Consider the following 13834-nt stretch of genomic DNA (forward strand, 5'->3'; position numbering starts at 1 on the left):
TAATAGCGGGCCGGGCGCCCGGCCCGCTATTACGTGGCGACCGATACCGGGCAGAACGCCGGGGCAACCTCGTATCACACCATGGCGAATGCCGCCCTTGATTTTCTGCGCGAAAATCTGGGGGAGGCCGGGGTGGAGGAATTTGCGCGCCGGCGGGAACGTTCCCTGGTGGCGCGTTACCGCGATGCGCTCGGGGATAGCGAAAATCCCGCGGAGCGGCTGCGCCGCCTAGCGCGTGCCCTCACCCAAGATGGCTACGCTGCTTCGGTGCGCGATGTTCCGGGCACGCAGGATGGGCCGCGCCAGATGATTCAGTTGTGCCAGGGGCGCTGCCCCCTGCGCGACGTCGCCACACACCATCACTTTTTATGCGCGGCGGAAACCCGCGCTTTTCACGAACTACTCGGGGTTCCCGTGCAACGCCTGGCAACCATTGCATCCGGGAGCCACGTGTGCACGGTGACGCTGCACGCTGACAGCGTTTAAATCGGGAGGAAACACATGGCACAAACACGGCACGAGGCAGCAATTGCGGAGGCCGTGGCGCAGCAGGAACACGTGATCGCGAACCTGTCCGGCGCCTATGAATTTGGGTGGCACGATACCGATACCGCCGGGGCGCACGCGCGCCGCGGTCTGGATGAGGGCGTGGTGCGCGCGATTAGCGCGGCGAAAAAAGAACCGGAATGGATGCTCAAGCGGCGCCTACGTGCCCTGCGGCTCTTCGAGAAACGCCCCATGCCCACCTGGGGAGCCGATCTTTCCGGGATCAACTTCGATGACTTCAAATACTTCGTACGGGCCACCGACCGCCAGGTCACCGATTGGAATGACCTCCCCCCGGAAATCAAAAACACCTACGACCGGCTCGGCATCCCCGAAGCGGAAAAAGAACGCCTGGTGGCCGGGGTGGCCGCCCAGTACGAATCCGAGGTGGTGTACAACTCCATTCGTGCGGACCTGGAAGAACAGGGCGTTATTTTCGTAGATACCGATACCGCCCTGCGCGAGCATGAGGACCTGGTACGCGAATACTTCGGCACTGTAATCCCGGCCGGGGATAATAAATTCGCCTCCCTCAATACCGCGGTGTGGTCGGGTGGTTCCTTTATTTACGTGCCGAAGAACGTGCACGTGGATATTCCCTTGCAGGCGTACTTCCGTATCAATACCCAGGCGATGGGCCAGTTCGAACGCACCCTCATTATTTGTGACGAGGGCTCCTACGTGCATTACGTGGAAGGCTGCACCGCCCCGATCTACTCCGAGGATTCCCTCCACGCCGCCATCGTGGAAATCATCGTGAAGAAGAATGCCCACTGCCGCTACACCACCATCCAGAACTGGTCGAATAATGTGCTCAACCTCGTGACCCAGCGCGCCACCGTGGCCGAAGGCGCCACGATGGAATGGGTGGATGGCAATATCGGCTCGCGCCTCAATATGAAGTACCCGGCCTGCGTGCTCCTGGGCGAACACGCCCACGGGGAAGCGCTCTCCGCCGCTTTTTCCGGCCCGGGCCAGCATCAGGATACCGGCGCGAAAATGCAGCACCTGGCCCCGAATACCACCTCCTCGATTGTTTCGAAGTCAATTTCGCGCGGGGGTGGGCGCTCCTCCTACCGCGGCCTCGTGCAGGTCTCGGAAGATGCCCGCGGCTCGAAGTCCAATGTGGTCTGCGACGCCCTGCTCGTTGATGATATTTCCCGCACCGATACCTACCCCTACGTGGATGTGCGCACGGACGATGTTGAAATGGGACACGAAGCCACCGTGACGAAGGTGAGCGAAGAACAGCTCTTCTACCTCATGCAACGCGGCCTGTCCGAACAAGAAGCCATGGGGATGATCGTGCGTGGCTTCGTGGAGCCCATCGCCCGCGAACTGCCCATGGAATACGCACTTGAACTCAATCGTCTTATTGATCTGCAAATGGAAGGGAGTGTGGGCTAATGGTCAGTACTGATCATTCCCAGGCGGTGCTGGCAGACGAAGGATTCCATACCGCGCACGCCGACCGCTCGGACCGTTTCGCCTCCTTCAACCCGGAGGAGTTCCCGATTCCGCGCGGAACCGGGGAGGAAGAAGACTGGCGTTTCACGCCGATGGACCGGGTTGCCCCGTTCATTCACGACGCCGAGGGCGTGCGCGATGCCACCGTGACCGCCACCGTGGTAGGTGGGGCGCGCGTGGAAGAAGTGGACCGCAGCGATCCGCGCCTGGGCACGGTGGGGAAACCCGATGACCGCGCGGCTGCCCTCGCCTGGTCGGCTTTCCAGCATGCGCATATCGTGACTCTCGATGGAAGCGAGCACGCGGACGTCGTCGCCATTATTAACGGGGAAGGGAAACTGAGCGTTGCCCATACCCTCATCACCGCGGCCCCGGAGGCCAGTGGCACCGTGGTGCTCGAGCACACCGGCAGCGGCAACCTCACGGAAACTGTGGAAATTGAGGTGGGGGCGCACGCGGATCTCACCGTTGTGTCCGTGCAGGAACAAGAACGCTGCGCGTCCCAGCATTCCGCCCAGCGCATCCGGGTAGGTGAAGGCGCCAAATTCCGGCATATCGTGGTGACCATCGGCGGGGATCTCATCCGCATGACCACCGCGTGCGAGCTGGAAGGGGAGCGTTCTGATACCGAACTGCTGGGCGCTTATATCACCGAAAGCCACCAGCATCACGAACACCGAATTTTCGTGGATCACGTGGCTCCGCATTGCAAATCCCGGGCCACCTACAAGGGCGCGCTCCAGGGCGATGAGGCGCATTCGGTGTGGATCGGGGACGTTCTTATCCGAGCCCAGGCCGCCCAGACCGATACGTATGAACTCAATCGCAACCTGGTGCTCACCGAGGGAGCGAAGGCCGATTCGGTGCCTAATCTGGAGATTCTCACGGGGGATATTGCCGGAGCCGGGCACGCCTCAGCCACCGGGCGTTTTGATGATGAGCAGCTCTTCTACCTCATGGCTCGCGGTATCCCGGCGGATGTGGCGCGCCGCCTGGTGGTGCGCGGTTTCTTCGCGGAATTGGTGGAGCAGATCGAAGTGGATTCGGTGCGCACCAAGCTCATGGACGCTATCGAACGCGAACTCGATTTGGCCGATGCCGGAAGCGGGGAGGAGGCATGAGCTGGCAGCAGGTGTGTACCACCGCGGATCTTGAGCCGGAAAGCGCTCTGAGTGTGGAAGTCCGCGCTGCTAGCGGCGCCGTCGTACCCGTATGTATCGCACGCGACTGCCATGGAACCTGGCACGCCGTGGGCGATATCTGCACCCATGAAGACGTTAACCTCAGCGACGGCGAAGTTTTTGATACCACAATCGAATGCCCCAAACACGGGGCGGAATTCGACCTGTGTTCCGGGCGTGCCCTCACGCTCCCGGCGGTCACACCCGTGCCCGTCTACCCCCTGACCTGCGATAATGACGGCCGCGTTTTTATTGACGTGGACACAACACCTGAGGAGAAGTAATGGCTACTCTCGATATTATTGATCTGCACGCCTCGGTCATCACCCCCGAAGGCCCCAAGCCGATTCTGCACGGCGTCAATCTGCATATTGGCGATAATGAAATCCACGCGATTATGGGTCCGAACGGCTCGGGTAAATCGACCACGGCCTACGCGCTGGCCGGGCATCCCTCCTATGAGATCACCTCCGGGCAGGTGCTGCTCGACGGTGTGGATATTACCGATATGACCGCCGATGAACGCGCCCGCGAGGGGCTTTTCCTCGCCATGCAGTACCCGGTGGAAGTGCCCGGCGTTTCCGTCTCGAATTTCTTGCGGACCGCGAAAACCGCGATTGACGGGGAAGCTCCCAAGCTGCGCGAATGGTCCCAGGCACTGCGCAAAGTCACGGAAAAACTGCGGGTGGACGCCGATTTTATTAAGCGTGATCTCAATGTGGGCTTCTCCGGTGGCGAAAAGAAACGCACCGAAGTGCTCCAGATGGAACTGCTGGAACCCAAGATCGCCGTGCTGGACGAAACGGATTCCGGGCTGGACGTGGACGCGCTGCGCGTGGTCTCCGAAGGCATCGTGGACGTGCATGAACGCACCGGTAATTCGCTGCTGCTCATCACCCACTACAACCGGATTTTGCAGTACGTCAAACCCGATTACGTCCACGTTTTCGCCGGCGGCAAGATTGTGCGCACCGGCGGGCCGGATCTGGCCAGCGAACTGGAAGCCTCCGGGTACGACAGCTACATCGAAGCGGAGGCGAAGTAGGTGAATGCTGTGCGCCCGCTGGTGGCGCGGGATGATTTCCCGATTCTGGCCCGGCCGATGCGCGGGGATCAGGCCCTCGTGTACCTAGATTCCGGGGCGACGGCGCAGCGTCCGCGCGCCGTTCTAGACGCGATGGTGGATTTTGATACGCGCTCCAATGGGGCGGTCAAACGCGGCAGCCACCTCCTCGCGGAGGAATCCACCGTGGCCTATGAAGAGGCCCGCGCGAAAGTGGCGGCTTTCATCGGGGCGGCGCCCCAGGAAATCGTATGGACCAGCGGGAGCACCCAGTCCCTCAACCTCCTCGCTTACGCAATCTCGAATGCCACGGCGGGGCGCGGCTGGGGGAATGCGGATCGTTTCCTGCTGCGCGCCGGTGACGATATTGTGGTCACCCGCGCCGAGCATCACGCGAATCTGCTGCCCTGGCAGGAATTGTGTGACCGCACCGGGGCCCGCCTCACGTGGCTTGATCTGGATAGCGAGGGCCGGATTGACCCGGCCACCCTCGCGGTCATCGGGCGGCGTACCCGCATTGTGGCTTTTACCCACGTCTCGAATGTGACCGGGGCGGTCTCCCCGGTGGCGCAGATCGTGGAGGCGGCCCGCGCGGTAGGTGCCTTTACGGTGCTCGATGCCTGCCAATCCGTGCCGCATCTGCCCGTGAATGTGCGGGAACTCGACGTAGATTTCGCGGCTTTTTCGGGCCATAAAATGTACGGGCCCACCGGGGTGGGGGCGCTGTACGGGCGCGAAGAACTCCTCGCGGACCTGCCGCCCTACCAATTCGGCGGCTCGATGATCGAACGGGTCACGATGGAAAAAACGCGCTACGCGCGCCCGCCGGCCCGTTTCGAGGCGGGAAGCCAGCCGGTTACCCAGATCGTCGGGCTCGCGCGGGCGGTGGATTACCTCAGCGCCATCGGTATGGAGAACGTGGCGCGCTACGAAGATGCGCTGACCGCCCAGCTGCTTGCCGGACTCGGGCAGATCCCGGGGATCCGGGTGCTCGGCCCGCGCGAGGGAGCTGGCCGTACCGGAATCGCGGCTTTTACCGTGGACGGCGTGCACCCGCATGACGTGGGGCAATTCTTGGATGCGCGCGGTATTGCGGTGCGGGTGGGCCACCATTGCGCCCAGCCAATTCACGATTTCTTCGGGGTGTCGGCCTCGGTGCGCGCCTCCGTGGGAATTTACACAACAAGCTCGGATATTGACGCATTCCTTGATGCGTTGAGCCAGGTCCGCGGCTATTTCCGGGTGGAAGGATAAAAAGTTGAGCGAACTTGATGAGCTCTACCAGCAGATTATTCTCGATGCGGCGCGCGAACGCCACGGTGAAGGTGAGTTGGCGCCGGTGGCCGGTGGCGCCGTCGTGCCGCAAGGCGAGTCCACCCAGGTCAATCCCATGTGCGGGGATGAGGTGACCCTCGAGGTGCGCCTCTCCCCGGATGGAGAGAAGATCGCCGAGCTCGCCTGGCAGGGGCAGGGCTGTTCCATTTCCCAGGCCTCGATTTCCATTATGAATGACCTGGTGGCCGGGCACTCCATCGAGAACCTCACCACCCTCTACGGTTATTTCCGCGAGATGATGGACAGCCGCGGGGCGGAGCTTTCAGATACCGCCGCGGATGCCCTGGAAGACGCCGCCGCTTTCCACGGGGTAGCCCGCTTCCCCATGCGCATTAAATGCGCGCTACTCGGCTGGATGGCGGTCCGCGAAGCAACCGACGAAGCCCTCCACCGCCTCAACACACCCGGCACGCCCGCTAGCAATCCCGCAGAAGCTGCGAATCCCGTGGGCGGCACGCCGCCTCAGATGAAGGAGACCCCGGAACAATGACGGAGAAGAACGAAACAATCTCGCCCGCCGCAGATGAACGCATTGGCGAAGTGGTTTACACCGATGGTGATAGTCCGATAGACGATGTGGATCCCTACCTCGTCCTCGAGGCGATGAAGGACGTTATCGATCCGGAGCTCGGCGTCAATATTGTCGATCTTGGCCTCGTCTACGGCGTGACCACGAACGGCCGCCACCTCCACCTCGATATGACCCTCACCTCGCCGGCCTGCCCGCTCACGGACGCGATCACCGATGGCATTATTATCGCCACGGAAGATCTTGTTGACGACGTGGATATCAACTGGGTGTGGCTACCGCCGTGGGGCCCGGAACGCATTACCGAAGACGGCCGCGATGACCTGCGCGCCCTCGGTTTCAATATTTAGTACGACGACGCCCGTGCGCCCAGAAAATTCTGGGCGCACGCCGCACTTCCGCCAGCGCGCCTTTAGCGCCAGGTATTGCAGGCCTTGAAATCGCCTGTTTCGTAGCCAGTTGTTAGTGCATCCATACGCTGGGCGGATGACCCGTGGGAGAACTTTTCCGGATTGACATCCATGCCGGCGCTTTCTTGGATATGGTCATCGCCAATCGCGGCAGCGGCGTCAATCGCGCTGGCGAGCTGATCACGGGTAGGAGCTTTGAGAATCGGGATCCCGCTGGCCGGATCAACCGTGTTGGCGGCGTGATGCAACCAGAGGCCAGCGTAGCAATCAGCCTGTAATTCCGAGCGCACCTGCGAAGAATCCGGGCCGGTATCGCGCGGATTGACGCGCTCGAATACCCCGGTGAGATTCTGGATATGATGCCCGAATTCGTGGGCGACCACATAGGCCTGGACCAGGGTGGTGTTCTCCGCCCCGAAATTAGCTTCCAGTTCGTCAAAGAAGGTGGTGTCGAGGTAGACGGTTCCATCGGCGGGACAGTAGAAGGGACCCACCTGACTGGAGGCATTCCCGCATCCGGTGCTCACCCCTTCGGAAAAGAGCGCAAAACCGGGAAGCTCATAGCGGGTGCGCGCCGCGCGGGGCAGTTCCTTTTCCCAAAATGCATCGAGGGATTGGGCCACCGCCACCATAAAACATTCGGTGGAAGCATTGGCATCCGCACCGGTACGGCACTTCTCCGCGAAATCGGACGTGGCGGATTGCTGCGCGGAGCTGCCCTGAGGGGAGGCGCCCTGAGTGATGGCGGCCGGCGGGGGAGTGCCCGTTACCATGTACCAAACCAGGGCGATAATAATTCCGGTGAGCCCCATGCCGCCGCCAATCATGGCACCGCGCCCGCGTCCGCGATTGTGTACTCTCGCCCCGTCGAGGCGCACGCCGTCGTTAACACTCATGGCTTCGAGCCTACCCTCCCGGCCCGGACCCCGCGGCCCTTTTCCGTTAATACCGCGCGATAGCGTACCCGAGGGGAAGCGCCGCCACGATCACGCAGATGAGGCAGGCGAGGAAGCTCCATCCGGCCACCTTGCGGAAGCGCAGCTGCCCGGGAGTGGCACGCTGTTCGCGCGAGAGCGTGACGGCGGTGAGGACTAGGCCCGCCACCGCGCCCAGCCAAGCAAGGAGTTGCACGAGCAGCCGGCCGTGCCCGAGGAATACGCAGGCCGCCGCGCACACGGATATCACCACGGGCAGCACATAAGCGCCGTGGGTTTCCGGATGCTCGCCGGGATCCGGTTCGGGTGCGGAAGATGGTGTTGACACCTCTCCATTGTCCCGCGTGCGAGCCACGTGCACCAGTGGCGCGCTGCCGTGACACCACCTCCAAGCCGAGGCCCATCGGCGGCACAGGCGACCTGACCAGCGCACGCCAGCGGCACACTACCGTGACGGCCAATGCGGCCCGCGCGCGATTTTCTCGGTAAAGTAGGCCCTTGTGATTACGGCTTCTGATCTCACGATTCGCATCGGCACGCGTGAACTTGTCCAGCACGCCAGTTTCCAGGTCCACAAGGGTATGCGCGTGGGCCTGGTGGGGCGCAACGGCGCGGGCAAAACCACGATGACCCGCCTGCTGGCGGGCGAAGGCACCACCTCGGATGCCGTTGATTACGAAGGAACCCTGCACCGCAGCGGCACCATCGCCTACCTCCCGCAAGATACCCACGATGGGGATCCGAACCAGATCGCCCGGGATCGCATCTTGGAGGCCCGCGGAATCGACGCCACGATCCGCCGCATCCGCAAGGCGGAAAAGGATATGGCCGAATGCACCGGTACCCGCCAGCAAAAAGCCATGGAACGCTACGTGCGCCTGGATCAGGAGTTCACCGCGGCCGGGGGCTGGGCCGCCAATGCCCAGGCTTCCCAAATGGCCGCGGCTCTGGGCCTGGACGAACGCATCCTCAACCAGCCGCTGGGCACTCTTTCGGGTGGGCAGCGCCGCCGCGTCGATCTGGCGCGGGTACTTTTTTCCCAGGCAGATACGCTGCTCCTGGACGAACCGACCAACCATCTCGACCACGATTCTCTCCTGTGGCTGCGCGATTACCTCGCCAATTATTCGGGCGGTTTCGTGGTGATTTCCCACTCGGTGGATCTGCTGGAAGAAACGGTCACGGCGGTATGGCATTTGGATGCCAACCGGGCCGCCCTCGACCAATACGCGATGGGCTGGTCAGCCTACCTCAAGCAGCGCGAAACTGATGAGCGCCGGCGCCGGCAGATGCGCGCCAATGCCGAAAAGAAAGCGGATCATTTGCTGGCGCAGGCTAATAAGATGCGCGCGAAGGCCACGAAGGCGGTGGCGGCCCAGAATATGGCGAAACGCGCGGAGAAGCTTCTTGAGGGACTGGAAGAAGAACGCGCGGACGATAAAGTGGCAGCGCTGCGGTTCCCGGAGCCGGCCCCCTGCGGGAAAACACCGCTGCGGGCCCAGGGCCTGTCGAAATCCTACGGTTCGCTGGAGGTTTTCACCGGCGTTGACCTGGCGATTGACCGCGGTTCGCGCGTCGTCGTGCTAGGTCTCAACGGCGCGGGCAAAACTACGCTGTTGCGTTTACTGTACGGAACGGAAACCCCGGATACCGGTGAAGTGCTCCCCGGGCACGGCCTCAAGCTGGGCTATTACGCGCAGGAACACGATTTTATCGATACGGATAAAACTGTGGTTGATAATTTGCGTTACGTCGCCCCGGAGTTCGACGAAACAGGCTTACGTACCGTGCTCGGTTCCTTTTTGTTTTCGGGCGACGACGCCGATAAGCCCGCCCGCGTCCTCTCCGGCGGTGAAAAGACCCGCCTGGCTTTGGCCATGCTGGTGGTTTCGCGCGCCAATGTGCTGTTGCTGGACGAGCCAACCAATAATCTTGACCCGGCCTCCCGGGAGAAAATCCTTGGCGCCCTGGGCAAGTACGAAGGCGCCGTCGTCCTGGTCACGCACGACGAAGGTGCCGTGACCGCGCTCAATCCCGAGCGCGTCCTTCTCCTCCCGGACGGGGACGAAGATTTGTGGAGCGACGACTATCTGGAGCTGGTTTCCCTCGCCTAGCACGGCTGTGCCCGGTACCGGAAAACCGCTACCGGGCACACACTAGCCTGAAGCTAGGCAGGCAGCGCAACCACTGAATAACTCAGGCGCGCAACCGCTTAGCGGCGCACCACCGCATTCTTGGGAACCACAACCACGCCGCCTTCCGAGACGTAGAAACCGCGTTCGCGGTCATAATCGTGGTTGACACCCAGCTGCGCGCCTTCTTCAATCTGGACATTCTTATCCACGATGGCACGAATAACGGTGGCATTGCGGCCTACGTTGACGCCGTCCAGCAGCACCGATTCACGCACCGAGGACCAGGAATTCACCCGCACCCCGGGGGAGAGCACCGATCCGATCACTTCGCCACCGGAGACGATAACACCGGGGGAAACAATGGAATCCAGGGCGTGCCCGAGGCGTTCGTGATGCCCGTACACGAACTTCGCGGGCGGCAGCCCGGTGTAGCCGGTCAGGATCGGCCAGCGCTCGTTGTACAGGTTGAAATCCGGGGTAACGGAAATAAGATCCATATTCGCCGCGTAGTAGGCATCAATAGTACCTACGTCACGCCAGTAGTCCTTATCCCGTTCACCTTCACCGGGGATACGGTTATAGGTGAAATCGTAGACGCCGCAATTACCGGCTTCCACGAACCGCGGAACAATGCTGCCACCCATATCGTGGGCGGAACTGGGATCTGCGGCGTCATTCTGGAGGGCCTCAACCAGCGCGTCAGTATTGAAAATGTAGTTGCCCATGGAGGCCAGGAACTGATCCGGGGCTTCTTCCAGGCCCAAACCGCTTGTATCCTGCGGCTTTTCCAGGAAGCGGGAAACCTTTTGGTGGTTTTCCGCATCCACATCAATAACACCGAAAGAGGGGGCCAGTTCCAGCGGCTGGCGAATACCGGCAATGGTCAGGTCAAAACCGGATTCCACATGCTGGTCCATCATCTGGGAGAAGTCCATGCGGTAGATATTGTCCGCTCCGGTTACGAGCACAACATCGGGCCGTTCATCATCGATGACGTTCATGGACTGGTAAATGGCATCCGCGCTACCGGAGAACCACCCCTTGCCGCGCCGCTGCTGGGCGGGAACCGGGGCCACATAATTGCCCAAGAGGTTGGACATACGCCATGTTCTCGTAATATGGCGGTCCAGCGAATGCGACTTGTACTGGGTAAGCACGATGATCTGGAGATATCCAGAATTCACGATGTTACTCAGCGCGAAGTCAATCAGCCGGTAAATGCCCCCGAAAGGAACCGCGGGTTTCGCTCGATCTTCAGTGAGCGGCATTAAACGCTTGCCTTCGCCTCCCGCAAGGACGATGGCCAGAACGCGTAAATCTCTCCTCATGACTACAGCGTACCGTAAAACGTGAAGTTGAACACCCGCTTCCGGAAGGTAGGTGGACAAGTCGGGCGGCGGTCCACGCTGTGGATAAATGGGGCCCGCGGCTGTGTTTCCGGGGGTGGTGGGTTACCCTTGAGGTAGTACGCTCGCATGATCCGCTTCGTGGGGAAGCGGACGGCGGCGAAGAAGCCGGAGGCAACCATGCGCATTGATTTACTTACTCGCGAATACCCCCCGCATGTGTACGGAGGGGCGGGAGTTCACGTGACCGAGCTTTCTCGTGTGCTCGCCCAGCATGCTGATATTCACGTGCGTGCTTTTGATGGTCCGCGCGCACCCTCGGAGAACAAAGACGTTCCCGCGGGCGTATCGCTGGAAGGCTATGACTACCTCAAGGAACTTGAGGGCGCGAACGCTGCCGTGCGCACCATGGGTGTTGATCTCAATATGGTCACGGATGTGGAAGGTGCGGATCTGGTGCACTCCCACACCTGGTACGCGAATTTCGCCGGGCATATCGCTTCGATTCTTTACGGTATTCCGCATGTGATTTCCGCGCATTCCCTGGAACCGCTGCGCCCGTGGAAACGTGAACAGCTCGGGGGCGGCTACCAGCTGAGCTCCTGGGTGGAAAAAACTGCCTACGAATCCGCGGCCGGAATCGTGGCGGTATCGCACGCGATGCGCTCCGATATTTTGCGCTGCTACCCGAATATTGCGCCCGAGCGGGTGCGGGTGATTCATAACGGTATTGATTTGACTACCTGGAAGGCTCCGGAAACCAGCGCGGAGAAGGAAGATGCCCGCCGGTATTTCGCCAGCTACGGCCTGGATCCGGATCGGCCCGCCATTATGTTCGTTGGGCGTATTACCCGCCAGAAGGGCGTGCCGGGGCTGCTGCGCGCGCTGCGCCAAGTAGATAAGGGCGTGCAGGTAGTGCTGTGCGCCGGGGCTCCCGATACTCCCGAAATCTTGGAGGAAACAAAGGCGCTGGTGGCGAAGCTGCAGGCCGAACGCGAAGGCGTGGTCTGGATTGACGATATGCTCAGCCAGGATCGTATTGTCGCCCTGGAATCGTGCTGCACTACCTTTGTTACTCCCTCCATTTATGAGCCGCTCGGCATTGTTAATCTGGAGGCGATGGCGGTGGGGCTTCCGGTGGTCGGCACCGAAACCGGGGGAATTCCCGATTGCATCGTGCACGGAACCACCGGGCTGCTCGTTCCTATCGAACAGGCTCAGGACGGTACCGGCACCCCGCTCAACCCCGAGCAATTTGAGGCAGATTTGGCCGCGGCTCTCAACGAGGTGTGCTCCGATCAGGAGCGGGCCGCGCAGATGGGCACGGCTGGCCGGCGCCGGGTAGAGGACCATTTCTCCTGGGAAGCTATCGGCGAAAAAACCATGGAGTTCTACCGCGAACTCGTGGATAACTATCCGCGGCGCTAACCGGTTATGTCGTAGCGGCACGCTATTCTAGAACCATGGGTGACGTGCTGTCTTTGAAAGATGTATCGCTGCGCCGCGGGGCTACGGAAATCCTCCGCTCGGTATCCTGGGAGGTTAATTCCGGGGAACGCTGGGTGATTTTCGGGCCTAACGGCGCCGGGAAAACCACGCTCATACAGGTGGCCGCCGCGCGGCTCTTCCCCAGTTCGGGAAGTGTGGAGCTCATGGGCGAACGCCTCGGCACGGTGGATGTGCGGGAGCTGCGCAGTGCCGTGGGTGTAACCTCAGCCGGGATTGATGCTCGCATCCCCGGTGGTGAAACCGTTTTCCAAGCGGTGCGCACCGCCGCCTACGGGCACCTGGCCGCCTGGAATGAGGAGTACGACGCCGCAGATGACGCCCGCGCCCGCGCCATGTTGCGCAGGCTCGGTTTACTGGACCTCGAGGATCGTAAAGTTGCGCACCTATCGTCCGGGGAACGTAAACGCTTAGGGATCGCGCGGGCCCTCATGCCCAATCCGGAAGTCCTTATTCTGGATGAACCGACCTCGGGCCTGGATCTGGGTGGGCGCGAACGCCTGCTGGCTACCCTCTCGCGGCTGGCTGGGGCAGCGTACGCCCCGGCGATGCTGCTGGTGACCCATCACGTTGAGGAAATCCCCGTTGGCTTTACCCATATGCTGCTCCTCAAAGCAGGCAGTGTTGTGGCGGCCGGGCCGCTAGCGGAGGTGCTAACCTCTGCGCAGCTTTCACAGGCATTTGATTATCCACTCCGGGTGGAAGAAAACGCGGGCCGGTATACCGCGCGCGCTGCCCGCTAGGGGAATCTGGTGCTCGGTATATCCGTAGCCCGGGCTATTTCGCGCTATTTCGCGGGCGGAATATCCCGATATTCCGCGCTCAGTAGATTTTCCGCTCGGTATATCCGAGGCGCAGGGTGTCCGGTAGCATGGCACCAGAGGACGAAGAGGCCCGGAGCCGGAAAACCGGCTGGGTGGAACTCTCAGGAAAGGGAGAACAATGACGTGGCAAATTTGGGTCATCGCCGGGTTAGCACTCGCAATTGTTGAGATGTTTACCCTCGATTTCACTTTCCTTATGCTGGGGCTAGCTGCCCTGGCCACCGCGGGAGTGGCCCTGGGAACAGATATCCTGTGGATCCAAATCATCGCCTACGGAATTTTCGCTCTGATCCTCTTGTTTTTCGCCCGTCCCTGGGCGCGCCGTCACATCAACCCGCGCGGCGCTGCCGTCGGCAATGTGGAGGCGCAGGTGGGCCGGCGTGCTTACGCACTTACGGAGATTACCGAGCGCGGCGGGCGCGTGAAAATTGGCGGAGATGAATGGAGCGCACGCACTACCGAGGGGCGCATCCCGGAGGGCGGCGTCGTACTTGTGCAAGCAATTGACGGTGCCACCGCAATCGTGACCCCGGAATCATAAGTTTTATCTGCTTCAC

15 protein-coding genes are annotated in these 13834 nt (G+C 61.5%); 12 read left to right on the forward strand and 3 right to left on the reverse strand.

The annotated features are described in order from the left end of the window. Positions 1-33 precede the first annotated feature (33 nt). From ACRQDJ_RS02530 to ACRQDJ_RS02565, 8 genes are read left to right on the forward strand one after another with little or no spacing between them, the layout of a single operon-like run. Complete coding sequence (locus ACRQDJ_RS02530) at positions 34-486, forward strand: helix-turn-helix transcriptional regulator (RefSeq protein WP_435717766.1); 453 nt, start codon at positions 34-36, stop codon at positions 484-486. Positions 487-501: 15 nt separating this feature from the next. Then, entirely contained in the window at positions 502-1953 is a 1452-nt protein-coding gene (gene sufB / locus ACRQDJ_RS02535) for a Fe-S cluster assembly protein SufB (protein WP_200807184.1), read from the forward strand. After that, the gene (gene sufD, locus ACRQDJ_RS02540; protein ID WP_284890145.1) at positions 1953-3134 is read left to right on the forward strand and encodes a Fe-S cluster assembly protein SufD; all 1182 of its coding nucleotides are present in this window, start codon (positions 1953-1955) and stop codon (positions 3132-3134) included. The genes sufB and sufD overlap by 1 nt, the downstream gene beginning before the upstream one ends. Next, positions 3131-3478 carry a Rieske (2Fe-2S) protein gene (locus ACRQDJ_RS02545; protein ID WP_026429292.1) on the forward strand — a complete coding sequence of 116 codons (348 nt, stop codon included), beginning with the start codon at positions 3131-3133 and terminating at the stop codon, positions 3476-3478. Before sufD ends, ACRQDJ_RS02545 begins: the two co-directional genes overlap by 4 nt. Further along, positions 3478-4239 carry a Fe-S cluster assembly ATPase SufC gene (gene sufC / locus ACRQDJ_RS02550; protein ID WP_016442707.1) on the forward strand — a complete coding sequence of 254 codons (762 nt, stop codon included), beginning with the start codon at positions 3478-3480 and terminating at the stop codon, positions 4237-4239. The genes ACRQDJ_RS02545 and sufC overlap by 1 nt, the downstream gene beginning before the upstream one ends. Then, entirely contained in the window at positions 4240-5511 is a 1272-nt protein-coding gene (locus tag ACRQDJ_RS02555) for a SufS family cysteine desulfurase (RefSeq protein WP_435717767.1), read from the forward strand. Between the two features lie 4 nt (positions 5512-5515). Continuing rightward, positions 5516-6082, forward strand: a complete 567-nt coding sequence (sufU, locus tag ACRQDJ_RS02560) for a Fe-S cluster assembly sulfur transfer protein SufU (protein WP_301575196.1) — start codon at positions 5516-5518, stop codon at positions 6080-6082. Next, entirely contained in the window at positions 6079-6471 is a 393-nt protein-coding gene (locus tag ACRQDJ_RS02565) for a metal-sulfur cluster assembly factor (RefSeq protein ID WP_284890148.1), read from the forward strand. The genes sufU and ACRQDJ_RS02565 overlap by 4 nt, the downstream gene beginning before the upstream one ends. Before the next feature lie 62 nt (positions 6472-6533). Here ACRQDJ_RS02565 and ypfJ read toward each other — a convergent pair whose 3' ends face one another. Both ypfJ and ACRQDJ_RS02575 read right to left on the reverse strand, forming a co-directional pair. Next, positions 6534-7427: a KPN_02809 family neutral zinc metallopeptidase gene (ypfJ, locus tag ACRQDJ_RS02570; protein WP_284890150.1), complete on the reverse strand. Its 894-nt coding sequence runs from the start codon at positions 7425-7427 to the stop codon at positions 6534-6536. 46 nt (positions 7428-7473) lie between these two features. Next, positions 7474-7794: a hypothetical protein gene (locus tag ACRQDJ_RS02575; protein ID WP_284890151.1), complete on the reverse strand. Its 321-nt coding sequence runs from the start codon at positions 7792-7794 to the stop codon at positions 7474-7476. A gap of 172 nt (positions 7795-7966) precedes the next feature. Here ACRQDJ_RS02575 and ACRQDJ_RS02580 point away from each other — a divergent pair, with 172 nt between their 5' ends. Then, positions 7967-9580, forward strand: a complete 1614-nt coding sequence (locus ACRQDJ_RS02580; protein WP_284890152.1) for an ABC-F family ATP-binding cassette domain-containing protein — start codon at positions 7967-7969, stop codon at positions 9578-9580. Positions 9581-9678: 98 nt separating this feature from the next. Here ACRQDJ_RS02580 and glgC read toward each other — a convergent pair whose 3' ends face one another. Next, the gene (glgC, locus tag ACRQDJ_RS02585) at positions 9679-10929 is read right to left on the reverse strand and encodes a glucose-1-phosphate adenylyltransferase (protein ID WP_035277237.1); all 1251 of its coding nucleotides are present in this window, start codon (positions 10927-10929) and stop codon (positions 9679-9681) included. 198 nt (positions 10930-11127) lie between these two features. Here glgC and glgA point away from each other — a divergent pair, with 198 nt between their 5' ends. The 3 genes from glgA to ACRQDJ_RS02600 all read left to right on the forward strand — a co-directional run bounded on the left by glgA (position 11128) and on the right by ACRQDJ_RS02600 (position 13818). After that, on the forward strand, positions 11128-12375 hold the full coding sequence (gene glgA, locus ACRQDJ_RS02590; RefSeq protein WP_284890211.1) for a glycogen synthase: 1248 nt from the start codon (positions 11128-11130) through the stop codon (positions 12373-12375). Positions 12376-12410: 35 nt separating this feature from the next. Continuing rightward, a complete protein-coding gene (locus tag ACRQDJ_RS02595) occupies positions 12411-13196 on the forward strand; it encodes an ABC transporter ATP-binding protein (protein WP_284890153.1) in 786 nt (261 codons plus the stop codon). 199 nt (positions 13197-13395) lie between these two features. Next, a complete protein-coding gene (locus tag ACRQDJ_RS02600; protein WP_284890154.1) occupies positions 13396-13818 on the forward strand; it encodes an NfeD family protein in 423 nt (140 codons plus the stop codon). The last annotated feature ends 16 nt before the right edge of the window (positions 13819-13834 follow it).

Source organism: Actinotignum urematis (assembly GCF_051264595.1).
GTDB lineage: Bacteria > Actinomycetota > Actinomycetes > Actinomycetales > Actinomycetaceae > Actinotignum > Actinotignum timonense_A.

Bases quoted from the DNA above. Each gene is read 5' to 3' on its own strand.
- sufD (WP_284890145.1), top strand. From the start codon at position 1,953: ATGGTCAGTACTGATCATTCCCAGGCGGTGCTGGCAGACGAAGGATTC.
- glgA (WP_284890211.1), top strand. From the start codon at position 11,128: ATGCGCATTGATTTACTTACTCGCGAATACCCCCCGCATGTGTACGGA.
- ACRQDJ_RS02595 (WP_284890153.1), top strand. From the start codon at position 12,411: ATGGGTGACGTGCTGTCTTTGAAAGATGTATCGCTGCGCCGCGGGGCT.
- ACRQDJ_RS02565 (WP_284890148.1), top strand. From the start codon at position 6,079: ATGACGGAGAAGAACGAAACAATCTCGCCCGCCGCAGATGAACGCATT.
- sufC (WP_016442707.1), top strand. From the start codon at position 3,478: ATGGCTACTCTCGATATTATTGATCTGCACGCCTCGGTCATCACCCCC.
- ypfJ (WP_284890150.1), bottom strand. From the start codon at position 7,427: ATGAGTGTTAACGACGGCGTGCGCCTCGACGGGGCGAGAGTACACAAT.
- sufB (WP_200807184.1), top strand. From the start codon at position 502: ATGGCACAAACACGGCACGAGGCAGCAATTGCGGAGGCCGTGGCGCAG.
- ACRQDJ_RS02545 (WP_026429292.1), top strand. From the start codon at position 3,131: ATGAGCTGGCAGCAGGTGTGTACCACCGCGGATCTTGAGCCGGAAAGC.
- ACRQDJ_RS02600 (WP_284890154.1), top strand. From the start codon at position 13,396: ATGACGTGGCAAATTTGGGTCATCGCCGGGTTAGCACTCGCAATTGTT.
- glgC (WP_035277237.1), bottom strand. From the start codon at position 10,929: ATGAGGAGAGATTTACGCGTTCTGGCCATCGTCCTTGCGGGAGGCGAA.